Consider the following 25,756-nt stretch of genomic DNA (forward strand, 5'->3'; position numbering starts at 1 on the left):
GTGCTTTTTCGTATTCCCTGCACCAGCTAAAGAAAGTATTTTATCCATACTAAAAATTTTGAAAACGAATATAACCATAATAAATTTAAATTCCATTATAGGGATAGGTGCGTAATATTATATACAATAAAAAAGATTTTGTAAAAATTGAGATGTCTAAGATTCATTATAATCAATAGCAATATAGACTATATCACGCCATCGTAAGCCTCCTGCTCAGTAAGACAAAATTTGCTATCGCAATATTTTTCAAACCAAAAAAACTCTATTTTAGCACTAAACAATTCATCATAAACGATTTAGACATGAAACATATATTTATTTTACTGGTTTGTACTTTGTTGTCCGTTGCGGTTAAAGCACAAAGTTTTATTGGCGCTTGGGAAATGTACCATACCACACCGTTGGGCGAAAAACTAAAAAGCGTGGTGATATTTGCCGATGGCTATCAAGTAATAACAACCTATGAAGCAGAAACTGGTAAGTTTATGGGCACGAATGGCGGCACATGGAAACTGGAAGGCGATACCATGACCGAAAAAGTAGAGTTTGATACCGATAATCCAGAGCGGGTGGGGAGTGAAGTGAGTTTTAAAGTCACAAATGATGGCAAGGTGTTTTCTATCGTTGGTCAAGATGTGGAAATGAAACGTATTGATGATGGCACACCGGGCGCATTACAAGGCGCGTGGCTCATGTCTGGACGCATGAGGGATGGTCAAGAAGAAACCCGAGATACTAGTGGTCCAAGAAAAACCATGAAAATACTATCTGGAACCCGATTTCAATGGATTGCCTATAACACCGAAACAAAACAGTTTTCGGGAACTGGCGGAGGCACTTACACCACTATAGATGGAAAATATACCGAAAATATAGAATTCTTTTCAAGGGATAATTCTAGGGTTGGAGCGAGTTTACCATTCGATTATGAATTAGTAAATGGTAAATGGCATCACAAAGGGCTGTCCAGTGCTGGCGCGCCTATTCATGAGATTTGGAGTATCAGAGAGGAATAATTCAATTTTAAACTAGTTCTCGATGCTATTCGCTTATGGCGACTCACTCGAACTGACAGATGAATGAACTATAAATATAGTAAACTACCTAAATGTCACTTCGAGTGATTTTCGAAGTATGAGAAAATTTTATCGAGAAGCCATGTAATCAATTTGGTGTATTGGAGACAATAATAATTCAACAACCTTAATTTATAATATATGAAACATCTAGTAACCCTTTTTTTATTTATGAGTACACTTGTGGTCTCTGCGCAAGACCAAATAGTACAATCTAGTCTCAAAGGACTATTGAGTAACAATCAAAATCAAATCAGTTCTTTGGCAGATGCTTTTTCTGAAGAACAATTCGAATGGCGGCCTGCCGAAGGCGTTAGGTCTGTAAGAGAAGCCGTTTTACATACGGCAGCGGCAAACTATTTTCTGGCATCAAAATTAGGGTTTGCACCACCAGAAGATGTAGATATGATGGGCATGGAAAAAATAATGGGAAAAGCCAATGTTTTGGATGCGTTAAATAAATCGTTTGTGTTTATTTTGGATAAAATAGACCAAATTAATGCTGATAGTTTTGGTAAAGAAGTTGATTTGGGATTTGCTAAACTCAATACCTTATCAACATTGTTAGTTATTTTAGACCATTCAGGCGAGCATAAAGGGCAATTAATTGCTTACGCCAGAGCTAATGGTATTGCGCCACCATGGAGTAATTAGACATTCAATTTAAAGTAAAACGAAAAGTCTTTAACCAAATGCGTTAAAGACTTTTCGTTTAAATATAAGCAACTGTTATTTTTTGCATAAATTAGGGTGTTGGTTTTAGAACTTCAGATAAATTTTTAACTTTTATGAAATACTACGCGCTCTTACTAGGTGTTTTGCTGTTCAGTTGCAACAATTCACCTAAGGAAACCCCATCCGCCAAACCAGAAATCAAACAAGTACCCGTGCCAGTTTTAAATCTGCAAGAAGCCAATCGGTTGGCACAATTGCCCTTGCATTGCATGGATACCGAATATCCCAATAGATTATCGCAAACCTTGGGGGGCGATGTCGATTTGAAATCTCCTAAGATTTTACATCCTGCGTTTTATGGGTGTTTCGATTGGCATTCGTCCGTTCACGGCCATTGGAGCTTGGTGAGTCTGTTAAAGCAGTTTCCGGATATTGATCATGCCGAAGCCATTAAAGAAAAGTTACTTCAAAATATGTCCGAAGCAAACATCAACACCGAAGTCGCTTACTTTTTTGGAGAACACAACAAATCCTACGAACGCACCTATGGTTGGGCATGGTTACTAAAACTATCCGAGGAATTACATACTTGGGATGACGAAACCGCAAGACAGCTAGAAAAGAATCTGCAACCTTTAACCGATTTAATTGTTGGTAAATACATCGAGTTTTTGCCAAAGCTACAATACCCCATCCGTGTTGGCGAACACCCCAATACGGCATTCGGATTGAGTTTTGCTTGGGATTATGCTAATACTGTAAATAATATGGTTCTGAAATCCACTATCGAACAGCGCGCCAAAGATTTTTATTTGAATGACAAAGAATGTCCGATGACCTGGGAGCCCAGCGGCACCGATTTTTTATCACCGTGTTTAGAAGAAGCCGCTTTAATGAAACGTGTGCTTGCTAAAGATGAATTTAAACCTTGGTTAGATACCTTTTTACCACGGTTAAAAGAGGAACATTTTACCTTAGAACCAGGCATAGTATCAGACAGGACCGATGGTCATTTGGTGCATTTAGACGGTGTGAATTTCTCAAGAGCGTGGAGTTTGAATAAAATTGCAGAAGACTTGCCAGAATACGCCCATCTTAAAAATATAGCCAATCGGCATATCAATTATTCCTTACCAAGCATTGTGGATGGAAATTATGAAGGCGGTCATTGGTTAGGTAGTTTTGCGCTGTATGCTTTGAATTCTACTTCAGAATAGTTATATTGTCGATGATGCCATATACAATTGACATAAATGCCGATGTGGGTGAAGGCGTGGGCAACGAGCCAGCATTAATGCCTTACCTATCGTCGTGTAACATTGCCTGTGGCGGTCATGCCGGAACTCCTGAAACCATGCGCACTGTAGTGACATTAGCAAAACAGTATGGTGTTAAGATTGGCGCACATCCATCGTTTCCAGATATCGAAAATTTTGGAAGAGAGCCCATGGATCTATCTTGTGCGGCGTTGTTTCTAGCTATAAAAAACCAGATAGAAAGTTTAGAGGTTATACTACGAGACGAGCAGGTAAATCTAAATCATGTGAAGCCACACGGCGCGCTTTATAACATGGCTGCTGTGGATGAAAAAACAGCGATGGTTATTATTGAAGTTATGAAACGATTTATACTTCCTGTTAAATTATATGTGCCTTACAAGTCCATTATAGCGGATTTGGCCATCCAAAATAACATTCCCATAGTGTATGAGGTTTTTGCGGATAGACAATATAATGCCGACTTAACATTGGTGTCCCGTAGAGAAAAAAATGCTTTAATTCATGAACCCAATATGTTGGTTGACCATGTTTATAACATGGTGGTAAACCAAAAAGTGAGAACCATTAGCGGGGAAGAAGTGCCTATAAAAGCAGAAACGTGTTGTGTGCATGGCGACCATCCAGATGCTATAAATTTGCTTAAAAATTTGAGGCAATATTTGGAAGAAAAAGGCATAGGTATTTTATAAAAATAAATGACATTTAATCTAACATATAAACCCTTTGGAGCGCGTGCTATTTTAGTAGAATGGCCATCAAAAATCGATGTCCTTATATTAAAGGATATCATCAGATTTAAAAACACTATTCAAGAAAATAATATTAAATCTATTGTTGAATTAAAATCCGCATATAACTCGTTATTAATAATTTATGATACTATTTGTAGGAATTTTGAAAACGAGATAAATCTATTAAAAACCATATATAATTCCCATGGTTTGCAATATGACAGTTTGTCAACACTGTGGAAAATTCCCGTGTGCTATGATGTGTGTTTTGGGATTGATTTGGAAGCTGTGTCGGTAGAAAAAAACCTTTCAAAAGATGAGATTATTAAGCGACATTTCCAAGCCATTTACACGGTTTATTTTATTGGTTTTTTACCTGGATTTTTATACTTGGGAGGCTTAGATGAGGTGCTTCATATCCCAAGAAAATCGACCCCAAGATTAAAAATTGAAAAAGGTTCAGTGGCAATTGGTGGTAACCAAACGGGAGTATATCCCATCGAAAGTCCCGGTGGTTGGAACATCATCGGGAATTCGCCAATAACGTTTTTCAATCCTAAAAGTAATCCACCTTGTTTCGCAAAAGCAGGTGATAAGATCAGTTTTAAGCCCATATCGCTTAGCGACTACCATGATATTAAAACCTTGTCGGCTGCAGGCGTTTACCAATTGGAAAGTGAGGTGATTCGTGATTAAGGTTTTAAAGCCCGGATTTTATTCTACCATCCAGGATATGGGGCGTTTTGGATTTCAGGGTTACGGTGTGCCCTATGCCGGCGTGATGGATACGTATGCTGCTTCTGTGGCCAATATGGTGCTTGGCAATGATGAAAGCGCTGCTGTTTTAGAAATGACCATGATGGGACCAGTCTTACAATTTGATAGTGAGACCATCATTTGTTTGTCTGGTGCAGATATGTCTCCTATGCTAAACAATGAGCCTGTTGAAAATAATCGAGCCATTCATGTTGCTAAAAATGCGGTCTTGTCATTTGGAAAATTGAACAGTGGCTTTAGAGGTTATCTGTCGGTTTCAGGTGGGTTTAAAACGAATAAGGTTATGGGGAGTAGGAGTATGTTTAAAGCTATAACGGGGAGCTTCATCCTTGCAAAAGGTGATGAATTACTAATTGATGATCATGTTGAAGCCATACTTAAAAAAAATGCTTCTATTAAAATGAATTACAAATATTTATATTCAAATATAATAGAAGTTTATAAAGGTCCAGAATTCGAGAGGCTTTCAAAAAATCAACAGGATATGCTATGGTCACAAGAGTTCATTATTTCAAAAGATAACAACCGTATGGCGTACCAATTGGAGCAGCTTTTGGATAACGATTTAGAGCCCATTATCACCTCTTTGGTGCTTCCGGGGACTGTGCAATTAACACCTTCAGGAAAGCTCATTGTTTTAATGCGCGATTGCCAAACCACGGGAGGTTATCCAAGGGTATTGCAATTAAAAGAAAGTGCCATGAATATCATGGCACAAAAATTTATGGGAAATAAAATACGCTTTAAACTGATTTAATAGGTGCTGGCATTGGATAATGACATATTAAGAATATCGACCCCAGAAGACGTTCCAATTCTATCGGCACCTGCTTCAATATATTTTAGCGCCATATCATAATCTTTTATACCTCCAGATGCTTTTATTTTAGCATTGTCCCGAACGGTCTTCTTGATGATTTTTACAGCTGTTAATGTGGCGCCACTTTTGGAATAGCCTGTAGATGTTTTTATGAATTCAGCTTTAGCGTCCATGCAAATTTCACAAATTTTAATTACTTCGTTTTTATTTAATTCTGAAATTTCAATAATGACTTTCAAAGGCGTTCTTCCAATAGCTAATTTTACATCTCTAATATCTTTAAATACTAGCACATAGTTTTTGCTTTTAAGATAGCCTAAGTTGATAACCATGTCTATTTCATCAGCACCATCTTCTTTAGCTTTTTTTGCTTCAAACACTTTGGCTTCAGTGGACATGCCTCCCAATGGGAATCCCACGACCGAACATACTTTAATATCTGTGTCATGCAATAATTGCTTTGCCAATGCCACATAGCAGCTATTGACGCAAACAGCATAAAAATTATTTTCAATGGCTTCTTGGCAAAGATTTATGATTTCTCGTTCTGTTGCAGTAGGTTTTAAAAGCGTATGCTCTATGTATTTAGATATACTCATTGCTATAAGTAGGGTTTTTAGTTTGTTCATTATCTTAATTGTAAAGAAAATGACAAAGGGTTTTTAATAAATTATTAATATCTAGGTTGGGGGCTAGTAGTTATGCAAATTTACGAAAAAAAGCAAAAAACGGATTATGATATTTTGTATTTCATCGAATTTAACTAAAAAAAATGCATATTTCATAATAACGCATTCATTATAAATAAATTGGGTAGTGGGTTAAATTTAGTTGTTTTTTAACAAATGAATTGATCTTTATGAAAAATAATTATAATTAGCTATTCAGTAAAATTCATTTAGAATAGCGGGCTATTTGGCGGCTTTGGTAGGTTTTGCCTGCGTTCTAACTGACAATTAATTTATTAAATAAAAAAGCAACGATTGTTTTCAACAAAATGATTTGTATCCAACGCTCGTTGCTTCACTAACCAACCAATAATAAGACTTCAATTTTTATAAATTGTTACAACTTAAATGTTCTTTGTTATCAGGTCACTTTGGTTTCTAAAAACCAATTCATCATCAAAAGCATCGAGTAAAATAATGCTATCGGTTGTTACTTTTCCTGATAAAATCTCTTTGCTCAAGGCATTCAGCACTTCTTTCTGGATTACACGTTTTACTGGGCGCGCCCCATATTCTGGATGATAGCCTTTGTTGGCTAAGTATGCTACCGCCTCTGGTGTTGCATCAAAGGTAATACCTTGTTTGGCAATCATTTTGGTGATGTTTTTAAGCTGTAAACGAACAATGCTTATAATATTATCCTTTGTTAAGGGCGTGAACATAATAATGTCGTCAATCCTATTTAAAAACTCAGGCCGTACACTTTGTTTCAATAAAGCAAGCACATCCAATTTGGCAACTTCAATAGCGGCATCAATGTCTTTTGTGGCTTCAAACCGCTCCTGTATGATATGACTACCAATGTTGGACGTCATGATAATGATCGTATTCTTAAAGTCCGCCACACGTCCTTTGTTATCCGTCAAATGGCCTTCATCCAATACTTGCAATAAAATATTAAACGTATCAGGATGCGCTTTTTCAATTTCATCTAACAGTACAACAGAGTATGGTTTTCTTCTCACGGCTTCGGTTAATTGCCCACCTTCGTCATAACCCACATACCCTGGAGGCGCACCAACCAATCGGCTCACGGCATGGCGTTCTTGGTATTCGCTCATATCTATTCTGGTCATGGCATTTTCATCATCAAACAAATATTCCGCTAAGGCTTTCGCTAACTCCGTTTTCCCAACACCAGTCGTTCCTAAAAATAGGAAGGTGCCGATGGGCTTTTGCGGATTTTGCAGTCCCGCGCGACTTCTCCTAACCGCATCACTCACGGCAATAATAGCTTCTTGCTGACCCACAACACGTTTATGCAATTGATCTTCTAGTTTTAATAATTTTTCACGCTCACTCTGTATCATTTTAGAAACCGGAATGCCAGTCCATTTGGCAACCACTTCAGCGATATCTTCATAAGTCACTTCTTCTTTAATCAAAGAGTTTTCAGATTGATTTTCGTGTAACTCCTTTTGAAGTTTTTCCAATTGTTCTTGGGCCTCTTTGATTTTTCCATAACGCAATTCGGCTACTTTTCCATAATCGCCATCACGCTCAGCACGTTCAGCTTCCAGTTTAAAGTTTTCTATATTCAGTTTAATAGTCTGAATATTATCAACGACTTCTTTTTCGCTTTTCCACTTCGCATTGAGTTCGTTACGTTGCTCTTTTAAATTGGCTAAATCGGAACGTAAAGATTTTAATTTAGATTCGTCTTTCTCACGTTTAATAGCCTCAATTTCAATTTCCAACTGCATGATTTTTCTATCCAACACATCCAATTCTTCGGGTTTTGAGTTGATTTCCATGCGTAATTTAGAAGCTGCTTCATCCATCAAGTCAATCGCCTTATCGGGCAAGAAACGGTTGGTGATGTAGCGTTGCGATAATTCCACGGCCGCTATGATGGCCTCGTCTTTAATGCGCACTTTATGGTGCGTTTCATATTTTTCCTTGATGCCTCTAAGTATGGAAATGGCACTTTCGGTATCAGGCTCATCTACCATCACTTTTTGGAAACGACGTTCCAGAGCTTTATCCTTTTCAAAGTATTTTTGATACTCATCTAAGGTCGTTGCTCCGATAGCACGTAACTCACCACGAGCCAAAGCAGGTTTTAAAATATTGGCAGCATCCATGGCACCTTGTCCGCCACCAGCCCCCACCAGAGTGTGGATTTCGTCTATAAACAGGACGATATCGCCTTCGCTTTCGGTGACTTCTTTGATGACGGCTTTTAGTCGCTCTTCAAATTCACCTTTGTATTTCGCGCCTGCAATAAGTGCGCCCATATCTAGGGCGAAGATTTGTTTGTCTTTTAAGTTATCGGGCACGTCGCCATCAATAATCCTGTGCGCCAAACCTTCGGCAATGGCGGTTTTACCGGTACCGGGTTCACCAACGAGAATCGGATTGTTTTTGGTTCTACGTGATAAAATTTGAAGAATTCTTCGTATTTCCTCATCACGTCCAATCACGGGATCCAATTTTCCATCTTTGGCTAACTGATTTAAATTTTTAGCGTATTTGTTTAGCGAATTATAGGTTTCTTCCTGACTTTGCGAAGTCACTCTATCGCCTTTGCGTAATTCGGTAATACCAGCGCTTAATGCTTTTTCTGTAACACCTTGGTCTTTTAACATTTGCGCTATTTTGCTATTTGATTTAAAAATGGCGATGATTAAATGCTCTACAGACACATAATCATCATTCATTTTTTTAGCAATAATAGCCGCCTCGTTAAGCGTTTTTCCCGCTTCCCGGGATAATAGGAGTTCGCCGCCAGATACTTTAGCAAAACTTTCCAATTGTTTGTCTAAAGCTTGTTCCAAAACAATGATGTTTACATTCAATTTTTTTAAAAGGAATGGTAACACGTTTTCATCAACCTCAAAAATACCTTTGAACAGGTGTTCATTTTCTATTTGTTGATGTCCATAACTTTGCGCAATCTGTTGCGCTTGCTGTATGGCTTCTTGCGATTTTATGGTATAATTATTTAAGTTCATAATGATTTAGTTTTGCATTCCTGCGTAAGCAGGAATCTCATTAATTATATCTTTACTTTTTTTGTTATTTCTATGTAAACAGGAATCTATTATGTAAACAGCAATCTATATTGTACTTTTACAAAGTGATTCAGTCAATAATCTTACCAGTTCATTTTACAGGACAAAATGGCGTTTAAAACCTTATAAATACTGACTTTTAGTCAGTTGTAAGATTGTAAAAACTAAAGAGACTAACCACGTATAAGATACAAAATATGGGATTATTTAACAAGCTATTTAGCAATTCAGTTGAACACAAAGAAGAAAAAACTCTACCCTGGGTAGATTTAAACACAATTAATCAGTTACAAGCCATTAAAGATAAATCTAGCACAAAACCACAGGTGATTTTTAAACATTCTACACGATGCGGTATTAGCCGGATGGTTATGAAACAATTTGTTGAAGATTATGGATTTTCTAAAAATCAACTCGATTTATACTATCTGGATTTAATCACTTACCGAGAAGTTTCCAACGCGGTTTCGAATACATTTAATGTTGTTCACGAATCGCCACAATTGTTGGTCATTAAAAATGGAAACGTAGTCATGCATGAAAGCCATGGCGGTATCAACGATTTGGATTTAAACCGTTTTATTTAAAGTATATGGACTATCTATTTGTTTATGGCACTTTGATGAAAACCGTAAGTAATGGTATGTCCCGCTTTTTACATTCCAATTCCGAGTTTATAGGGAACGCCTATATACATGGGAAACTTTATGATTTGGAGGGTTATCCTGGAGCTGTTGTAAGTGATGATCCTTCCGAACGTGTGTACGGTAACATCTTCAAAATTAAAGATACTCAAGTTGTTTTTAAAGTGTTGGATGATTATGAAGGCATTGGCGATGGCAATCCAATCGATTATGAATATTTACGTACCCAAGTAGTGGCATATTTGGAAGATGGTGCTGAAGTGGCCACTTGGTTTTATGCTTATAACTTTCCAACGGAACATTTGCGCTTAATTCCTTCGGGAATGTATTTCAGCATTTAGTTTTATTGAAGTAATATAAAATACCTAAAAATTAGCAATGCGTAAACCTATAAGTTTCGTTAAATTCTCCACAAAACACCTTTATATACCTGAAAAAAAGTATATTTAAAGTCACAAAATATACAACAAAAACTAAAGAAACAACATCATGATTACCAAACATTTAATTACAAGTTTTATCCTGACTGCAGCACTAGGTATCAGTGTTTACGGTCAGAACACATCCCAAAAAACGTTAAAAGAAGCTTATGCCGGTAAATTCCTTATAGGGACTGCAACCGATATGAGAGGACTTTCTGATGCGGAGTTTGCAAACGTTAAAGCGCAATACGACATCAATACACCAGAGAATTGCATGAAACCGCAGCCCATCCATCCTTCGGAGGACAAGTACAATTTTGAAACGCCCGATGCCATGATTGCATGGAGTAAGGAGAATGGTTTACAAACTTGGGGACATACCTTGGTATGGCATTCACAAACTGCTCCTTGGTTTTTTCAAGCAGTCAATCCAAAGGTTGAAGAAGGTGCCGAACCGGTAAGAGCTCCTAGAGGCCCTAGAGACCCTAACGCACCTCGCCCTTCTATGAGTGAGATGTGGCGTAACAGCATTCAAGGTGAAATGGCAACCAAAGAGGTGGCTCTTGCACGTCTTAAAGACCATATCATGACCGTTGCCGGACGCTACAAAGGAAGCGTTATTGGATGGGATGTTGTGAATGAATCTATTGAAGATGGTGGTGATGGTACTACAGAAAACCTTCGTGATTGGAGTTGGTATAAAGTTGTTGGGCCTCAGGTGTTAAACTTGGCTTTCAAATGGGCAAGAGAAGCTGATCCTAATGCTCAGCTTTACTACAACGATTACAATATAGAGCAAGGCGCTGTTGAAAATAAAGGAAAACACGCCAGTTCTATGTTATTATTAAAACGTCTTATTGCTGAAGGGGCACCTATTACAGGTGTGGGTATCCAAGGGCATTGGCATTTAGATACCAATCTGGCTGATGTTGAAAAAGCCATTGAAAACTATAAATCTCTTGGTTTGAGAGTAGCTATAACAGAATTGGACGTTACTGCCACTGGTAATAATAGTGGTGCTTTTGGTGTGAACCAAGGTGATAGAACCATACCAGCAGGGAATTATGAAAAACAAGCGGAGGTTTACAAAAAACTGTTCGAGATTTTTCAGCGCCATGCAGATGTGATTGACCGTGTTACTTTCTGGGGCATTAGCGATACCAGATCATGGAGAAGAGGGCAAGATGCTCTAGTGTTTGATGGACAATTGCAACCAAAACCAGCATTTAAAGCTATTATTGAGGCTAGTTCAAAATAAATAAACATCCTTACGGTAATTATACACATAAAAACTCCTGAAAGCCATATCGGGAGTTTTTTGTTTTAAAAGCCTTAACTTTGCATGATTGCTAATAGAAAATAAAAAAACATGATAAATAGTATTGAAAACATAGAACTAGCATTTTTAACGCTTAACGATTACCAAGAGCTTAAAAACGCCATGTTGGAAGCGTATTCGTCAAACTTCCCAGATTCTTATTGGGATGAAGCGCACATCAAACTATTAATCGATAAATTTCCACAAGGGCAAATAGTTATTAAAGTCAATAATGAATTGGCAGGTTGTGCCTTGTCCATTATTGTAGATTATGATGATTTTGACGAACACCATACCTACAAGGAGATAACAGGTAATTATACATTTGATACCCACAAGCCACAAGGTGATGTGCTGTATGGCATTGATGTGTTTATTAAAACGGAATACAGGGGTTTGCGCTTGGGACGTCGGTTATACGATTACAGAAAGGATTTATGCGAAAAACTGAATTTAAGAGGGATTGCTTTTGGAGGCAGAATGCCCAATTATAATCAGTACGCCGATAAAATATCGCCTAAGGAATATATTGAAAAAGTGAAGAGAAAGGAAATCCATGACCCGGTATTAAATTTTCAAATCTCCAATGACTTTCACCCAACCAAGATTTTAAAAGGCTATTTAGCTGGTGATGAAGCGTCCAATGAATTTGCGGTGTTGATGGAATGGGACAATATTTATTATGAAAAGCAGTCTAAAAAAGCGGTCAATAATAAAAAGGTCATACGTCTCGGACTCATCCAATGGCAAATGCGTTTGTATAAGGATTTAACCGAACTTATGGAGCAGGCGGAGTATTTTATAGACGCCGTGTCTGCCTATCGTTCAGATTTTGCCTTGTTCCCTGAGTTTTTTAATGCACCGTTAATGGCAGATAATAACCATTTACCAGAAGCGGAAGCCATTAGGGAATTGGCAAAGCATACACCAGAGATTGTACAGCAGTTTTCAAAATTGGCCATTTCGTATAATATTAATGTCATTACAGGCAGTATGCCCGAAATGCGAGATGGGTTATTGTATAACGTTGGGTATTTATGCAAACGTGATGGTACCACCGAGCGTTATGAAAAACTACACGTTACACCAGATGAAGCAAAGGTTTGGGGCATGCAAGGCGGCAAGGAATTGCGCACGTATGACACCGATTGTGGAAAAATCGGCATTTTAATTTGTTATGATTCCGAATTCCCAGAGTTGAGCCGATTGTTGGCCGATGAAGGCATGGATATATTGTTTATTCCGTTTTTAACCGATACCCAAAACGGGTATTCCCGTGTGCGCCATTGTGCCCAAGCCCGTGCCATAGAAAATGAATGTTATGTGGCGATTGCTGGTAGTGTGGGGAATTTACCAAAGGTGAACAATATGGACATTCAATTTGCGCAATCGATGGTATTCACGCCTTGCGATTTCTCATTTCCCGCCAACGGCATCAAAGCCGAAGCGACCACGAATACCGAAATGATTTTAATTGCTGATGTAGACATTGATTTACTGCGCGAACTGAACCAATTTGGTAGTGTGCGTAATTTAAAAGATAGGAGGAAAGATATTTTTGAGTTGCGGAAACGGTAAATATAAATAATAGAAAAAGCTCCCAATTTTGGGAGCTTCTTGTTTATCGTCTAATCGTATAACTATTTATAATGCGTTTTAATTGGGCTTTTAGATCTTCGCCAGTATCATAAATCATTTGCTCTTCCGTAGGGAAGGGAACACTTCTTCGGTCTAAAAACGGCAATAAATCGGTGTCCAAGGCACGTTTGTCACCTCTATAAGTCGCGTAAACATGTTCAAAAACAAACTCGCTGGTTACAGGAAAGGCATCTTCCAATTGTTTGGTGTTTAGGTTAACATATTCCACATTGCCTGTGACTTGCACCGATTTAAATTGACGGAATTCATAATACTCGCAACGCACGGTTTTCATATTATCAACCTGAATGGTTTTGCCTAGGCTATCTTTAACCACGTTCCCCTTATTGTCCAATAAATTCTTTTTGCCATCCACAATTTGTCTTTCCTTAATAATCTGACGTTCTTTTACTTGCTCGGGCGAGATGTTGATTTGCCTTAAATTCACCAACATATTATAATCATATTTCACATCATTTGTTGGCGTGTTGTGGTAAACCGTCCAAAGATTGTTAAGTCCGTAGGTACTGAAATTCAATAAATCCGCTTCCAATCGGTTAGGAATCACTTTCTGGGTATCGTTTCTCATATCAACAATAACGAAGTCCGTTCCTTTTTGATGGGCAACTTCCATAAGTTGTCTAACATCCTTGAAATTGGGATTGATATTTTCTATCTCTTGAAATTCATCATAGGCATATCTAAAATCCATTTTGTTATTAGATTTTAAAAGAGCCGATGCGTTATTATAAAGATGTTGGGAAGCTTTGTCTTTATTGGCGATGATCTGATTGGAGTAATCTTTCATATCCAATCGCACCTCTCTGTTGTTTATATACAATGGGAGTAAGGGTTTTATGCGTTCTTGACGGTTATCAAGCCCCACATACATATCGTATATTTTCAAGTAATTTTCAGGATTATTGTCTTTATTCAAATAGTCAATCGTGTTCAAGTCACGTTCGGTAGCTTTATTGAAAGCATCTTCCAGCATGACGATGAATTCCGCTTTACTTTTTTTGTCTTTGTTAGTTCGTAATTTACTAATGGCATCGCTAATAGCTTGGTCGTAATTACCCGAACTCACGGCTTTTTCAATCTGTTTGCTGGTACTACAGGAAATGATAAGGATGATGATGATTGCAGAAAGTAATGATTTTTTCATACACTTAATAAATTTGGTTGTTTGATTTGGTTGCCAAATATAGTGCCAAAATATTTAAAATATAGACAAAATACGAATAAATCCGTTTAAATGTATTTTATCTATATAATATATAAGTTTATTCTTATTTTTTAGTAAAAACAGGAAGTAACTGAGAAGACACTTCACCAAAACCAATACGTGTACCATCTTTTTCACAATACCCACGCATAATCACCGTATCGTTGTCATTGATGAATGTACGTTCGCTACCGTCTTTCATTTTTATGGGTTTTTCGCCGCCCCAAGTCAGTTCCAACATAGAGCCATAACTATCTGGCGTTGGTCCAGAAATAGTGCCGCTACCCATTAAATCGCCAGCATTAATGGGGCAACCATTGATGGTGTGATGTGCTAATTGTTGCGACATGTTCCAATACATGTGCTTAAAATTGGTCTTGGTCACGATGGTTTCCTTGGCATTTTTTGGCTGAATGGCAACCTCTAAATTGATATCGAAACTCTTTTTGCCCGTAAAATGTAAATAAGACAATTGCGGTTTGATGGGTTTAGGCCCTTCAACCCTAAAAGGTTCTAGAGCATCTAAAGTCACAATCCAAGGGGAAATAGAAGACGCAAAGTTTTTGGATAAAAACGGCCCTAAAGGCAAGTATTCCCATTTTTGGATATCGCGTGCGCTCCAATCGTTCAACAGGACCAAGCCAAAAATATATTCTTCTGTTTCATCTGCAGGAATGGGTTCTCCCAAATCGTTGGCAACCGTTGTTATAAAGGCCATTTCCAATTCAAAATCAACTGCTTTTGAAGGTCCGAAAACAGGTTCAGTAGCACCATCTGGAAAGGTTTGCCCTTGTGGTCTGTGAACTGAAATCCCCGAAGGAATGATGGAAGAACTTCTACCGTGGTATGCTACAGGTATGTGCAACCAATTGGGCAATAAAGCATTATCAAAATCTCTGACCATAGCGCCAATATTGGTGGCATGGTCTATACTGGAATGAAAATCGGTATAATCACCAATTTGAACCGGCAATTGCATTTCTATCTCATCTAAACGAAATAGTACGATTTCCTTATGTTTTACATTGTTTTTTAAAGTCTTGTTTTCTGCATCAAAAATTTGGGCAATCTTGTTTCTTACTGCACGCCATGTTTTTCTGCCATCAGCAATAAAATCATTCAAGGTGTCTTGAAGAAAAATATCATCGGTTAATGGAATGTCATCAAAATAGCCCAATTGATGCAAGGCACCAAGGTCGATGGCGGTATCACCAATCCGCGTCCCAATGGTAATGATATCATCACGTGTTAGGAATACGCCAAAAGGAATATTCTGAATGGGGAAATCAGAATTCTTATCTACGTGCAACCACGATTTTCTATCCGGATTGTTAGCTGAAAATGGCATAACTTAAATTTAATTAGTGATATTTATTCTACCCAAACCTACATATTTTTTTCTTTACTATTGATAAAAAAATGTAAAATATGATTTAATTTAAAGGTTGATAACCTCGTTAAAAACTTATAAGTAAATATATGTTTTTTCGCGTATTTAACTAATCTATTTGTTATTTTTGCCGAATATTTAAACTAGAATTTAATTTTATGCAACGCGACGAACAAATTTTTGAACTTATACAAGCTGAAAAAGAACGCCAACTACATGGTATTGAACTTATTGCCTCAGAGAATTTTGTAAGTGACCAAGTGATGGAAGCTGCTGGCTCTGTGTTAACCAATAAGTATGCAGAAGGCTACCCAGGCAAACGTTATTATGGCGGTTGCGAGGTGGTTGATGAAGTAGAGCAAATAGCGATCGATAGAGCAAAAACATTGTTTGGAGCTGAGTATGTGAACGTACAACCACATTCTGGAAGTCAGGCAAATTCAGCGGTTTATCATGCGTGTTTAAACCCTGGTGATAAAATTTTAGGATTCGATTTATCTCACGGAGGCCATTTAACACACGGCTCGCCAGTAAATTTTTCAGGTAAATTATACAATCCCGTATTTTATGGGGTAGAGCAGGAGACAGGCGTTTTGAACTATGATAAAATTCAAGAGATAGCGACTAAGGAACAACCAAAATTAATCATTGCTGGTGCATCAGCCTATTCCCGTGATATTGATTTTAAACGTTTTAGAGTCATTGCAGATAGCGTGGGAGCTATTTTAATGGCGGACATTTCGCATCCTGCGGGATTGATTGCTAAAGGGATTTTAAACGACCCGATTCCTCATTGTCATATTGTGACCACCACCACCCATAAAACCCTTAGAGGGCCAAGAGGAGGTATTATTATGATGGGTAAGGATTTTGATAACCCATTCGGAATTACATTAAAAGATGGTAGTTTGCGTAAAATGTCTTCGTTATTGGATTCTGCGGTGTTCCCAGGGAATCAAGGAGGCCCATTAGAACATATTATTGCAGCGAAGGCAATTGCTTTTGGCGAAGCCTTAACCGATTCGTTTTTAGAATATCAATTACAGGTAAAACTAAATGCAGCTACTATGGCAAAAGCTTTAGTTGGTAAAGGCTATAATATTATTTCTGGTGGTACTGATAACCACTGTATGTTGATTGATTTACGTAACAAGGACGTGTCTGGTAAAGATGCCGAACAAGCCTTAGTAAAAGCTGATATTACCGTAAATAAAAACATGGTACCTTTTGATACTCGCTCACCGTTTGTAACATCGGGTATTCGTGTGGGAACTGCTGCGGTGACGACGAGAGGTTTGAAAGAAGCTGATATGATTGCGATTGTGGATTTGATTGATGAAGTGATTATGAACCATCAAGATGAAGCGGTTTTAGAAGCCGTAAAAGATAAAGTAAATGCGATGATGGCTGGCAGACCTTTGTTTGTGGCTTAATTGGCTTGTCATTGCAAAGAGAGCAGCGATGAAGCAATCTGTTTAATTTAGTTCTACATCATGAGATTACTTCGTCATACTTCCTCGCAATGACAAATAACATAAAAACAAAAAATCCCGCTTTTAAAGCGGGATTTTTTGTTTCGTTTCATATTCTTTCAAAATAGTTACCATTGCTGAATAATGATACAAACTTGGTGATCCCGAAGTGCAAATTCTTTTGCTCCCCAAGGACGAAGCGTGACTTTATTAAGATTTGGATGCAGAAATTCGGGATGTGATGCACTTACTTTTTTGTAAATGTCATCTATACTATTTGTTACAAGTCTAAATTCAGGATTATGTTCCTTTGCTAGATCTTTATGCTCAAAAAGGAACATTTGTAAGCCGTTCTTTTCTATCACACAAAACGGATTTTTTGACTTCAATTCTTCGTGCCCCATATTAAATTCAAGACAATCCATAAATAGTTTTAATCCGTCATTAATATCTTGATAATAGACATTAGGAATTAATTTGGTAAAATTCATAATTGATTAAATTTTTGATTGATTTATGAATACAAAGTTATCCTTTATTTTATTTCTTGTGCTTGATTACAATCAAGAAATTACTTGATTCTGGCTCTTACTCTGCTTAATGTTTCAGGTGTCATTCCTAAGTATGAAGCAATTAGCATTTGAGGAAAGCGATTTATCCATTGTGGGTGTTTCAATAAGAGTTCTTGATATCTTTCGTCTGGGCTTTTAGAATTGATTGTTGCTATATATGATGTAGAAATTGTCAAGTCGGTCAATAAAGCATTTAGCATACGAAAACAAGGATGAATGTCCATAAGCCTGTGAATGTCTATTAAATTAATTGAAGCAATTTCTGAATCCTCAATGGCCTCTATATAATTTTTGGAAGGTTGTTGATTTAATAAGCTTTCAAGGTCTGCAATCCAATTGTTTTCTACAAAAAACTTGATAGTCAATTCACCTTCGTCAATTTTTTTAAAGAACCGAAAACTGCCAGTAAGAATAAAAGTGATACCGTCTGAAACTTCATTTTCTTTTAAAAGGAAGTCCTTCTTTTTAAGATTTTTATAAATAAGTTTATCAGTAAAGAGACTTAGCTGTTCTTCTGAAAAAGGGTGAATTTTAGAAAGAGATTTTTTTATCTCGGAAACACCTGTCATATTTTATACATTGAATTTAATAATATAAAATTGTTTGAATGTTTTATATCAGACGGTACTTTATTGACAAATGAGCAGGGTCTTAAATATTGACACTAGCTTTTCTTTCCCTTTTATTGGTTGTCTTCCTTGATTAACATATAGTTTGCAACCCATTGGAATGCAACAAATCCAAAAATGAATATTACTGTCATTAAGTTGAACATTTCACCTATCGAAAATGTCAGCCCGATTGCAAGTAAACCCACAACCGCTAGAGCAGTTGTATAAATTAAAAGTCCATACTTGTTTTTTGATGGAGAAAACATAGCCCCTAGCGGTAACATCATTGCAAAGCCATAAACAGCAATAATTAGCATTTTTTCGTCAGACAATACAAAGTATAATAGCAGTTCAATAAAAAACAAACCCAAACTTACAGCAACAAAGTTTGAACTCATTTTTTCTTTTTTATCAAGAAGCAGTTGTCCGTATTTATTAAACCTAAGGAATAGATTGCTTATAGGGGCAATTATCCAAGTTGAAAATGCAAATAAGGCAAGTGTGACAATCAGCGGAGTTAAGTATGGTTGTAGGGCTTCATTATTTTTCGCAAATGTTCTCAATATTTTAAAACCTATGTAAAAACCGATTATAACACCCCACTGGTATTTTGCGGTTAGATTGTTAATGAAGAATGAATACTTTATAAAAACACGATAAATAGGGTTTGTTGCTTTAATCGCTTCAAGCATTCCTGATTGAGCATATTCAAAAGTTGGGTCATTAGATAGTGATTCCTTAAAATGTTCTAATGCTTTTTGGTGATTTCCTTTTTCTAATAAACCCCAACCATAATTAGCATGTGTGTAAGCATTGTTTGGGTCTTCACGCAATGCTCCTTCAATGGTTTTAAAAGATTCTTCGCTTCTATTTAGTTTGTTTAGGGCTGTACCTCTAGTATTTAAAGCTAATAAATTTTCAGCATCTATTTCCAGTGCCCTGTTAGCAGTTTGCAGTGCCTTTTCAAACTGTTTTCTCCCCAACTTAATGTGTGCCAGCAACGCAAAGTAGTCCGCATCGTATGGGTCAAGCTCAATTGCTTGATTTATGTTCTTTTCTGCTTCATTTAACTTGTCTTGCTGAATAGCAATGCGGGACTTGACATAGAATAAATGTGGAGTATCGGGCGATAGACCAATGGCATTTTCAATTATGCTATTTGCATTTTCAAATTTGTCTTGTTGCAAATTTACTTCTGCAAGTAAAGAAAGAAAATGAGTATTATTTGAGTCCTCTCTAAGCAAGCTAGAAAGTATATTTTCAGCTTCTGCGAATTTTTTTTGTTGAATTAGGATTTCAACTTTGGAAAGCAAGTTATCTTCTTTCATTTTATTTTTTAATTTTCATGTAAGTTAGAATATCGTCATACAGTCCTGAGTCATTCGCAAACATTGCAAAATTTTTCGCTGTTGAAAACCATTCTTGGGTGCTTGGCTTATGCTTCTTCAAAGCATTCAATAAATCATTTGTTTCAAGTGGTTTGGGAATACCATCACTAAATGAAGATTCAAGTTTTTGTTCAATTGCAATGTCAATAATTGCATCAATGTCTGCTCCCGAGTAATTCTCGGCTTTCTTGGCAACTGTTTGCAAATCAATTGTGCCAGTTGGTTTGTTATTGAGTTTTAATTTTAAAATGGATTCTCTTGTGGTTGTATCTGGAGGTGGAACAAATACAATTCTGTCAAACCTTCCTGGTCGTCTAAATGCGGAGTCAAGATTCCAAGGTGTATTTGTAGCACCAATTATTAAAACACCTTCGTTTGTACTTTCTATTCCATCAAGCTCTTGTAAAAATTGGTTAATTAAATGTCTGCCACTTGATTGTTTCATGTCGCTTCTGCTGGCACCTAAAGCATCAATCTCGTCAATGAATAAAACACAAGGCGTGTTATTCCTTGCTAACTCAAATATTTCATGTAGATTTTTTTCACTATTGCCAATCCACATATCTAAAATATCATTCAAACTAACACTTATGAATCTAGCATTCACTTGTCCTGCTGTTGCTTTGGCAATAAATGTTTTACCGCAACCTGGAGGGCCATAGAGCAAAATACCTCCACCTATTTTTTTCCCATAGGCTTTATAAAGTTCAGGGTGAAGTAAAGGTTTGATTATTTTTAGTTCAATTTCTTTCTTCACAATTTCCATACCACCAACATCGCTGAAGTTGATATTAGGTTTTTGTAAAAAGCGATTATCAAGTTCTTCTTCTATTTCTCCAACTTCAACAATTTCTCTTTGTCTTAATTGGCTGTCAAGTTCTTCATCAAAATATTTTGGGTCTATCGCCAATGCTTTTTTATATGTTTCAATTGCTTTTGCTATTGAATTTTCTTTTAAAAGTCCTTTAGCATAAAGTGTGTAAACATTTATCTCATTCGTTCCTTTTTCTATTACTTCCTCTAGAATAACATTACATGCTGAATAGCTTCTCTTTTTGTAAAACACTGTTGCAAGTCCAACTTTAGCTTTGTTGTCGTTTGATATTTTAAGAAGGGTAGAATATTCTGTTTCTGCTTCTTCAAGTCTGTTCAAGGTTAATAAAGTATCTGCTAGCAAAAGTCGTAAAGGAGTATTGTCAGGTGAATGTTTTAATGCTTCACGTAAACTATCTATTGTATTGTCGTTCATATTTTCAATGTTACTCTGTCCTTAAATAAAATTACCGTTAACTTTTTAGATATAGATAGTTTAAATCATCTATGAAAGTTAGTTAAACGAATCTAGATAATTTTTCACACAAAAAGAAATTAATTAATACTATCAATCCTCATTCACAAATGTCACATGCTGATAAGCTCCCAAATCTGGAGAACCCGTTCTATTCACGTTTAAAATATCAGTCGGCACTTGACTAGCAAATAGGGCAGAGCCTTCATTATTGGCGGGAGAATCGTCACCAATCATCAGCTGGTTTTTAGAAGCATCTTTAAAATTGGGATTCAGATTAAAAAGGTTGTCTTCGTAGTGTACGGTGTTTGTTAAATCGTAATTCGGTCCCGTAAAATTGTTATTGTCGTTTTGAAAACGAATCAAGCAATTGGTAAATTTAAAATTGAAATCCACCGCAGTGTCTTCCACTTCATCCAAAAGAATTTCAGGATTGTCGTTACCGTAAATAATACAGTTATTAAAATTAGCTTCGGTTAAATCTGCTAAAATAACATTGTCATTTTCATCGGTCACAAAATTATTTAAAAGAAGAGCAGGGAATTGTCTGGAACTGGTATTCCAATAATTGACAATGGTGCTATGTGTAACATTGTATTTTCCGCCAAGCGTACCTGCAAATGATGATTGCCCGCTGTTATTTATAACCACATTTTCAGCTTTAATGGAGGTATTTCTACCTAAAACACCAAAATTACTGGAGTTGTAAATTTGCGAATTGGTGATGGTTAATTTGTCGTTTACCGCATTCGGATTCCCATCACATAAAATCCCCACGGAGGCGTTTTTGATGGTGGTGTAATTAATGGTGTTATTGATACTGCCATCAAATAACCAAATGGTGCCCCATTGTCCGGGTACATCAGAAAACGACGGTTCTAAACGGTCACCTTCTAAAATAACTTCATTTTCGAGAGCCACTTGGTCGGTACTCAAAGCCCCATTAATGTTGAGGGTCGCACCTTCTGAAACTATCAACCCAGAGTTATCATGAAAATGCAATCTAGCACCAGCATTAATGGTTAAGGTTTCACCATTGGGTACGGCTGCAAAACCGTAAATAACATAAGGTTTTTGGTTGGTAAACGTGAGTTCGCTTGGTAATAACTCCCGACCTTGTATGTTGGTTTCCACATTTTGTCCGCCCACATTCAGCGTTAAGGTTTCAACAATTTTGGTGGTATTATCCCTATCTGGATAAATAAAAATGGCATCTTGAACCAAGGTCACCAATTCTACTTTTTGAAGGTTGGAGCTGGTATCAAATTCAATATGGTCTGTATACAAATATTTACCTTCTGGATTCGGGAAATTATTAATATTAATAGTAGTTTCAACAAAAATAAACATGCTGTCTTTGGCTAATATCTCCACATTTTCAAAGACTTTACCAGCCCTGCCGTCTACATTCAATCGGTATTGAGACGCTTCACCCAAACCTAATTTCACAACGGGAATGACGATATTCTCGTTACTTCTGTTATAAACCTTTAAATTGTAGGTGCTTGAGCCAATGTTGGTAAAAACAGTATCTAAATACACGGTATCTTTGGAAAATTCCAAATTCCCAGTGCTTGCGGAGAATTCAAAATCTTTTCGGCAAGAGCTCCAAAGCATTAAAAAAAAGATGGTGAGTGAAAAGTAGAGGTACCGTTTCATTTAAAAATGATAAGTTTTATAGGCTAAAAATATAACTTTTGAGAATGACAACGCGCATGAAGGCAAATTAATTATTTAAACTGTTTGCATTTTGAATGAAGTTTGATTCTCGATACTAATTTTACACAAAAAAATGTGTAAAATTCACTCGAATTGACAGGCTAACTAACTAAAAACACAATTAACAACCTAGATGTCACTTCGAGTGATTTTCGAAGGATGAGAAAATTATATCGAGAAGTGGTTAGTGATAAATTTACCAAATGCAAACTATTCAAATAATTCTGAAATTTCCTTGGTGATTCGCGTGGGGCGTTTTGTTTCGGCATCTATCAAGCACCATTTGGTTTCAGAGGTTGCTAAAAGGGTGTTAGTAGTTTTGTTTGTTATTTCAACAATACGATGGCACACAGCCCCTTTATATTTGGGGACATAGGTTTTCACATGGATTTTATCCCCTAAAAAAGCGGAATTTTTATATTCTATGAAATGCGTGGTTAACACCCAAAAGTATCTTTTTAAAATAGAATCTGTAGCATTTCTTTCCCAATGTAATTTAGCGACGTCTTGTACCCATTGCACATAATGTACGTTATTTACATGCATGAGATCATCCAAATGTTTTGCTTCAACAGTGATAGCAGTTTCGAATATTGGCATTTTCAATTTTTAAGGTACTAAAATACTTTTATTTTGTATATTTCAAATTATTTAGTTGAATTATATAAAGTTTGATGAAAATGATGTAATTAGCTATCATTCTTTAAAATTTAGATTTGTAATGTTTAATAATTTAAAAACGCAACCAATGAGAAAATCAGTTATTTTATGTTTAGTGATGCTATCTTTAGTGTCATTTTCGAGTCCGGTAATGGCTTCAGAAAAAGAACCAATGCCAATTAATTCAGCAACAACCAATAAAGTAGAAGAAATTCCAGCAGATGTTCAAATTTTATTGAACCGTTTGGAGGCGATTAAGGCGATGGATAAATCGGATTTAAAATCTGCCGAAAGAAAAGAACTTCGTGCCGAGGTTCGTGAAATTAAATCAACGCTTCGTGCTAAAGGAAATGGACTTTATATTTCTACAGGTGCTATTATCATCATTTTATTGTTGATAATCATCCTATAAATAAAAAGGTATTTAAGAGAACTTATATAATTGCTATATAAGTTCTCTTAATTTTTTATAACATGCGTTCCATTAGATAACTCTACAAAATAAACTGAACACGCTTTGTTGAATTTCTTTTCATAAGCTTTAGATGCACTTTCGGTAAAATCTTCAATGCCATGTTTTGCTACCAAATTAATGGTACAGCCACCAAAACCACCACCCATCATTCTTGCTCCCAAAACATGTTTGTTTAATTTGGCTTGTTCAACTAGAAAATCCAATTCCTCGCAACTGACTTTATATTGATGTTGCAGTCCGTCGTGCGAGCCATAAATGAGATTTCCTAAAGTCACTAAATCACCCTCTTCAATAGCTTTGGAGGCTTTAATGGCTCTGTTGTTTTCTTGAATAACAAAAAGTGCCTTTTGATAGTTTTCTGAAGTAACTTGGTCTTTTATTTTTTCTAAATCTGCTTCATTAGCATCACGTAATGCTTTTATGCCCATTAATCCTGAAATGTGTTCACAAACGGAACGCCTGTCGTTATAAGCACTATCTGACAAACTGTGTTTTACATTGGTGTTAATGAGTACGAGTTGGTGGTCTTTAAAGTCAATTTCATAAGGCTTCGATTCCACCGTTCTACAATCCAATAACAGCGCATTGTTTTTAATGCCAAACATACTCGCGTATTGATCCATAATTCCACAATTAACACCCACATAGTTATGTTCTGCTTTTTGGGAAATATGAATCATATCATGTTTGGATAAACCCAAATTGAAAAGTTCATTTAAACCGTAAACTACACTATTTTCAAGTGCTGCTGAAGATGACATGCCAGAACCAGCAGGAATATCACCTTTAAAAACGAGGTTGAAATTGCTAACTGTCTTATTTTTTTTTTGAATTTCGGCAATCACACCAAACACATAATTTTCCCAATGTCCTTGTTTGGAAGGTTTTAAATTTTCTAATGAAAATTCAATGGAGCTGTCCATATCCAAAGCATAGACGGTGGAGGTTCCTGAATCACTTTTTTGAAAAGCGGCAAAAATGCCTTTATTTACTGCTGCGGGAAATACAAAACCATCATTATAATCAGTGTGTTCGCCAATAATATTAATCCTTCCTGGAGAAAAAATGAGTAAAGGTTCTGTTTTAAATTTGTTTATGAATGCTGATTTTACGTTGCTAACTAATGTATTCATTGATTTTAAATAGTTTGATGAAGGGCTACTTCAATAAATAATCCCATTTTAATACGTTTCTTTTATCGAGTCGGGCAATTGTTTTTAAGAATACCAAAGCCGTAATAAGAGCATCTCCAATAGAGGTATGCCTATCTGCCATAGAGACGTTGAGTTCTTTGCACAAATCGTCTAAAGTATAATGTTTTTTTAAATTCTCACGGTAAATAATATGCTTCGATTTAGAAAACAGAACACCCGTGTCTATAAAGGCGTTTTTTAATTTTCCCAAACCGTGTCTTAAAAGCATCTCGTTTACCATACCATAATCGAAACCAGCGTGATGGGCGATTAAAATATCGTTTTTTATATAGGCTAAAAAGCTTTGAATAGCCTCCATTTCTGAAACTTTCTCCAAATCACCATCTTTTAAAATCCCGTGGATTTTTACCGTTTCAGGATTGAAAACATCTTGTTTTATGTAGATTTCGAATGTATTGTTTGTTTTGATGGTTTTATTGATAATTTCTACGGCGCCAAGGGATAATATGCGGTCTTCTTTTTTATTGAATCCTGTAGTTTCGGTATCAAATGCAACAAAACGGGTTTCGTGGATTGGTTTTTTGATTTTCTTATCAAACCCATCCACATAATTTTTCCAGAATTCTGGATGATTATCATTATATTTTTTACGAAACCAAGAAGTCCAAGCCATACA

24 protein-coding genes are annotated in these 25,756 nt (G+C 36.4%); 12 read left to right on the forward strand and 12 right to left on the reverse strand.

Translation table 11 applies throughout. From position 1 onward, the window contains the following. Positions 1 to 305 precede the first annotated feature (305 nt). The 6 genes from CDH50_RS06850 to CDH50_RS06875 all read left to right on the forward strand — a co-directional run bounded on the left by CDH50_RS06850 (position 306) and on the right by CDH50_RS06875 (position 5,299). The gene (locus tag CDH50_RS06850; RefSeq protein ID WP_100611285.1) at positions 306 to 1,019 is read left to right on the forward strand and encodes a membrane or secreted protein; all 714 of its coding nucleotides are present in this window, start codon (positions 306 to 308) and stop codon (positions 1,017 to 1,019) included. A 201-nt stretch (positions 1,020 to 1,220) separates the two neighbouring features. Beyond that, the gene (locus CDH50_RS06855) at positions 1,221 to 1,733 is read left to right on the forward strand and encodes a DinB family protein (protein ID WP_100611286.1); all 513 of its coding nucleotides are present in this window, start codon (positions 1,221 to 1,223) and stop codon (positions 1,731 to 1,733) included. A gap of 134 nt (positions 1,734 to 1,867) precedes the next feature. Beyond that, entirely contained in the window at positions 1,868 to 2,971 is a 1,104-nt protein-coding gene (locus CDH50_RS06860; protein WP_100611287.1) for a DUF2891 domain-containing protein, read from the forward strand. 11 nt (positions 2,972 to 2,982) lie between these two features. Further along, entirely contained in the window at positions 2,983 to 3,723 is a 741-nt protein-coding gene (gene pxpA / locus CDH50_RS06865; protein WP_100611288.1) for a 5-oxoprolinase subunit PxpA, read from the forward strand. A gap of 6 nt (positions 3,724 to 3,729) precedes the next feature. After that, positions 3,730 to 4,461 (forward strand): 5-oxoprolinase subunit PxpB, encoded by a 732-nt coding sequence (pxpB, locus tag CDH50_RS06870; RefSeq protein ID WP_100611289.1) that lies wholly within the window; start codon positions 3,730 to 3,732, stop codon positions 4,459 to 4,461. Beyond that, positions 4,454 to 5,299 (forward strand): 5-oxoprolinase subunit C family protein, encoded by an 846-nt coding sequence (locus CDH50_RS06875; RefSeq protein WP_100611290.1) that lies wholly within the window; start codon positions 4,454 to 4,456, stop codon positions 5,297 to 5,299. Before pxpB ends, CDH50_RS06875 begins: the two co-directional genes overlap by 8 nt. Here CDH50_RS06875 and deoC read toward each other — a convergent pair. Together deoC and clpB are read right to left on the reverse strand one after the other, a co-directional pair. After that, the gene (gene deoC, locus CDH50_RS06880) at positions 5,296 to 5,961 is read right to left on the reverse strand and encodes a deoxyribose-phosphate aldolase (RefSeq protein ID WP_100611683.1); all 666 of its coding nucleotides are present in this window, start codon (positions 5,959 to 5,961) and stop codon (positions 5,296 to 5,298) included. The two genes, CDH50_RS06875 and deoC, sit on opposite strands and share 4 nt — an antisense overlap. A 473-nt stretch (positions 5,962 to 6,434) precedes the next feature. Continuing rightward, positions 6,435 to 9,044 carry an ATP-dependent chaperone ClpB gene (gene clpB / locus CDH50_RS06885; RefSeq protein WP_100611291.1) on the reverse strand — a complete coding sequence of 870 codons (2,610 nt, stop codon included), beginning with the start codon at positions 9,042 to 9,044 and terminating at the stop codon, positions 6,435 to 6,437. A gap of 257 nt (positions 9,045 to 9,301) precedes the next feature. On the opposite strand from clpB, the gene ytxJ reads away from it, so the two are divergent. The 4 genes from ytxJ to CDH50_RS06905 all read left to right on the forward strand — a co-directional run bounded on the left by ytxJ (position 9,302) and on the right by CDH50_RS06905 (position 13,066). After that, positions 9,302 to 9,691 carry a bacillithiol system redox-active protein YtxJ gene (gene ytxJ / locus CDH50_RS06890; protein WP_100611292.1) on the forward strand — a complete coding sequence of 130 codons (390 nt, stop codon included), beginning with the start codon at positions 9,302 to 9,304 and terminating at the stop codon, positions 9,689 to 9,691. Between the two features lie 5 nt (positions 9,692 to 9,696). After that, complete coding sequence (locus CDH50_RS06895) at positions 9,697 to 10,089, forward strand: gamma-glutamylcyclotransferase family protein (protein WP_100611293.1); 393 nt, start codon at positions 9,697 to 9,699, stop codon at positions 10,087 to 10,089. Positions 10,090 to 10,237: 148 nt separating this feature from the next. After that, entirely contained in the window at positions 10,238 to 11,428 is a 1,191-nt protein-coding gene (locus CDH50_RS06900) for an endo-1,4-beta-xylanase (RefSeq protein WP_100611294.1), read from the forward strand. A gap of 111 nt (positions 11,429 to 11,539) precedes the next feature. Next, positions 11,540 to 13,066 (forward strand): carbon-nitrogen hydrolase family protein, encoded by a 1,527-nt coding sequence (locus tag CDH50_RS06905; protein WP_100611295.1) that lies wholly within the window; start codon positions 11,540 to 11,542, stop codon positions 13,064 to 13,066. A gap of 43 nt (positions 13,067 to 13,109) precedes the next feature. Here CDH50_RS06905 and CDH50_RS06910 read toward each other — a convergent pair whose 3' ends face one another. Both CDH50_RS06910 and fahA read right to left on the reverse strand, forming a co-directional pair. Then, on the reverse strand, positions 13,110 to 14,291 hold the full coding sequence (locus CDH50_RS06910) for a hypothetical protein (protein ID WP_100611296.1): 1,182 nt from the start codon (positions 14,289 to 14,291) through the stop codon (positions 13,110 to 13,112). 124 nt (positions 14,292 to 14,415) lie between these two features. Further along, positions 14,416 to 15,699 (reverse strand): fumarylacetoacetase, encoded by a 1,284-nt coding sequence (fahA, locus tag CDH50_RS06915; protein WP_100611297.1) that lies wholly within the window; start codon positions 15,697 to 15,699, stop codon positions 14,416 to 14,418. 200 nt (positions 15,700 to 15,899) lie between these two features. On the opposite strand from fahA, the gene glyA reads away from it, so the two are divergent. Next, positions 15,900 to 17,174: a serine hydroxymethyltransferase gene (gene glyA / locus CDH50_RS06920; RefSeq protein WP_100611298.1), complete on the forward strand. Its 1,275-nt coding sequence runs from the start codon at positions 15,900 to 15,902 to the stop codon at positions 17,172 to 17,174. Positions 17,175 to 17,341: 167 nt separating this feature from the next. On the opposite strand, the gene CDH50_RS06925 is transcribed toward glyA, so the two are convergent. The 6 genes from CDH50_RS06925 to CDH50_RS06950 form a co-directional block, all read right to left on the reverse strand. Continuing rightward, entirely contained in the window at positions 17,342 to 17,704 is a 363-nt protein-coding gene (locus CDH50_RS06925) for a VOC family protein (RefSeq protein ID WP_100611299.1), read from the reverse strand. Positions 17,705 to 17,784: 80 nt separating this feature from the next. Then, complete coding sequence (locus CDH50_RS06930) at positions 17,785 to 18,354, reverse strand: Crp/Fnr family transcriptional regulator (protein WP_100611300.1); 570 nt, start codon at positions 18,352 to 18,354, stop codon at positions 17,785 to 17,787. 113 nt (positions 18,355 to 18,467) lie between these two features. Continuing rightward, positions 18,468 to 19,724, reverse strand: a complete 1,257-nt coding sequence (locus CDH50_RS06935) for a tetratricopeptide repeat protein (RefSeq protein WP_100611301.1) — start codon at positions 19,722 to 19,724, stop codon at positions 18,468 to 18,470. A 1-nt stretch (position 19,725) separates the two neighbouring features. Then, complete coding sequence (locus CDH50_RS06940; RefSeq protein ID WP_100611302.1) at positions 19,726 to 21,033, reverse strand: ATP-binding protein; 1,308 nt, start codon at positions 21,031 to 21,033, stop codon at positions 19,726 to 19,728. A gap of 132 nt (positions 21,034 to 21,165) precedes the next feature. After that, the gene (locus CDH50_RS06945; RefSeq protein ID WP_100611303.1) at positions 21,166 to 22,731 is read right to left on the reverse strand and encodes a hypothetical protein; all 1,566 of its coding nucleotides are present in this window, start codon (positions 22,729 to 22,731) and stop codon (positions 21,166 to 21,168) included. 270 nt (positions 22,732 to 23,001) lie between these two features. Further along, positions 23,002 to 23,391: an acyl-CoA thioesterase gene (locus CDH50_RS06950; protein WP_100611304.1), complete on the reverse strand. Its 390-nt coding sequence runs from the start codon at positions 23,389 to 23,391 to the stop codon at positions 23,002 to 23,004. Positions 23,392 to 23,539: 148 nt separating this feature from the next. On the opposite strand from CDH50_RS06950, the gene CDH50_RS06955 reads away from it, so the two are divergent. Continuing rightward, a complete protein-coding gene (locus CDH50_RS06955; protein WP_100611684.1) occupies positions 23,540 to 23,863 on the forward strand; it encodes a hypothetical protein in 324 nt (107 codons plus the stop codon). A 47-nt stretch (positions 23,864 to 23,910) separates the two neighbouring features. Here the strand turns inward: CDH50_RS06955 and galK are convergent, their stop codons facing one another. Both galK and CDH50_RS06965 read right to left on the reverse strand, forming a co-directional pair. After that, the gene (gene galK / locus CDH50_RS06960) at positions 23,911 to 25,059 is read right to left on the reverse strand and encodes a galactokinase (RefSeq protein WP_100611305.1); all 1,149 of its coding nucleotides are present in this window, start codon (positions 25,057 to 25,059) and stop codon (positions 23,911 to 23,913) included. A gap of 25 nt (positions 25,060 to 25,084) precedes the next feature. Then, positions 25,085 to 25,753, reverse strand: a complete 669-nt coding sequence (locus CDH50_RS06965) for a 3'-5' exonuclease (RefSeq protein ID WP_100611306.1) — start codon at positions 25,751 to 25,753, stop codon at positions 25,085 to 25,087. Positions 25,754 to 25,756: the final 3 nt, after the last annotated feature.

Origin of the sequence: Confluentibacter lentus, from assembly GCF_002806995.1 — a bacterium.
Lineage (GTDB): Bacteria > Bacteroidota > Bacteroidia > Flavobacteriales > Flavobacteriaceae > Confluentibacter > Confluentibacter lentus.

Excerpts from the sequence above, each read along its gene's own strand:
- CDH50_RS06955 (WP_100611684.1), top strand. The coding sequence starts at position 23,540 with ATGAGAAAATCAGTTATTTTATGTTTAGTGATGCTATCTTTAGTGTCA.
- CDH50_RS06860 (WP_100611287.1), top strand. The coding sequence starts at position 1,868 with ATGAAATACTACGCGCTCTTACTAGGTGTTTTGCTGTTCAGTTGCAAC.
- CDH50_RS06900 (WP_100611294.1), top strand. The coding sequence starts at position 10,238 with ATGATTACCAAACATTTAATTACAAGTTTTATCCTGACTGCAGCACTA.
- CDH50_RS06965 (WP_100611306.1), bottom strand. The coding sequence starts at position 25,753 with ATGGCTTGGACTTCTTGGTTTCGTAAAAAATATAATGATAATCATCCA.
- CDH50_RS06850 (WP_100611285.1), top strand. The coding sequence starts at position 306 with ATGAAACATATATTTATTTTACTGGTTTGTACTTTGTTGTCCGTTGCG.
- glyA (WP_100611298.1), top strand. The coding sequence starts at position 15,900 with ATGCAACGCGACGAACAAATTTTTGAACTTATACAAGCTGAAAAAGAA.
- CDH50_RS06905 (WP_100611295.1), top strand. The coding sequence starts at position 11,540 with ATGATAAATAGTATTGAAAACATAGAACTAGCATTTTTAACGCTTAAC.
- CDH50_RS06950 (WP_100611304.1), bottom strand. The coding sequence starts at position 23,391 with ATGCCAATATTCGAAACTGCTATCACTGTTGAAGCAAAACATTTGGAT.
- CDH50_RS06925 (WP_100611299.1), bottom strand. The coding sequence starts at position 17,704 with ATGAATTTTACCAAATTAATTCCTAATGTCTATTATCAAGATATTAAT.
- CDH50_RS06945 (WP_100611303.1), bottom strand. The coding sequence starts at position 22,731 with ATGAAACGGTACCTCTACTTTTCACTCACCATCTTTTTTTTAATGCTT.
- deoC (WP_100611683.1), bottom strand. The coding sequence starts at position 5,961 with ATGAGTATATCTAAATACATAGAGCATACGCTTTTAAAACCTACTGCA.
- fahA (WP_100611297.1), bottom strand. The coding sequence starts at position 15,699 with ATGCCATTTTCAGCTAACAATCCGGATAGAAAATCGTGGTTGCACGTA.
- CDH50_RS06940 (WP_100611302.1), bottom strand. The coding sequence starts at position 21,033 with ATGAACGACAATACAATAGATAGTTTACGTGAAGCATTAAAACATTCA.
- ytxJ (WP_100611292.1), top strand. The coding sequence starts at position 9,302 with ATGGGATTATTTAACAAGCTATTTAGCAATTCAGTTGAACACAAAGAA.
- galK (WP_100611305.1), bottom strand. The coding sequence starts at position 25,059 with ATGAATACATTAGTTAGCAACGTAAAATCAGCATTCATAAACAAATTT.
- clpB (WP_100611291.1), bottom strand. The coding sequence starts at position 9,044 with ATGAACTTAAATAATTATACCATAAAATCGCAAGAAGCCATACAGCAA.
- CDH50_RS06895 (WP_100611293.1), top strand. The coding sequence starts at position 9,697 with ATGGACTATCTATTTGTTTATGGCACTTTGATGAAAACCGTAAGTAAT.
- CDH50_RS06910 (WP_100611296.1), bottom strand. The coding sequence starts at position 14,291 with ATGAAAAAATCATTACTTTCTGCAATCATCATCATCCTTATCATTTCC.
- CDH50_RS06855 (WP_100611286.1), top strand. The coding sequence starts at position 1,221 with ATGAAACATCTAGTAACCCTTTTTTTATTTATGAGTACACTTGTGGTC.
- CDH50_RS06935 (WP_100611301.1), bottom strand. The coding sequence starts at position 19,724 with ATGAAAGAAGATAACTTGCTTTCCAAAGTTGAAATCCTAATTCAACAA.
- pxpA (WP_100611288.1), top strand. The coding sequence starts at position 2,983 with ATGATGCCATATACAATTGACATAAATGCCGATGTGGGTGAAGGCGTG.
- pxpB (WP_100611289.1), top strand. The coding sequence starts at position 3,730 with ATGACATTTAATCTAACATATAAACCCTTTGGAGCGCGTGCTATTTTA.
- CDH50_RS06930 (WP_100611300.1), bottom strand. The coding sequence starts at position 18,354 with ATGACAGGTGTTTCCGAGATAAAAAAATCTCTTTCTAAAATTCACCCT.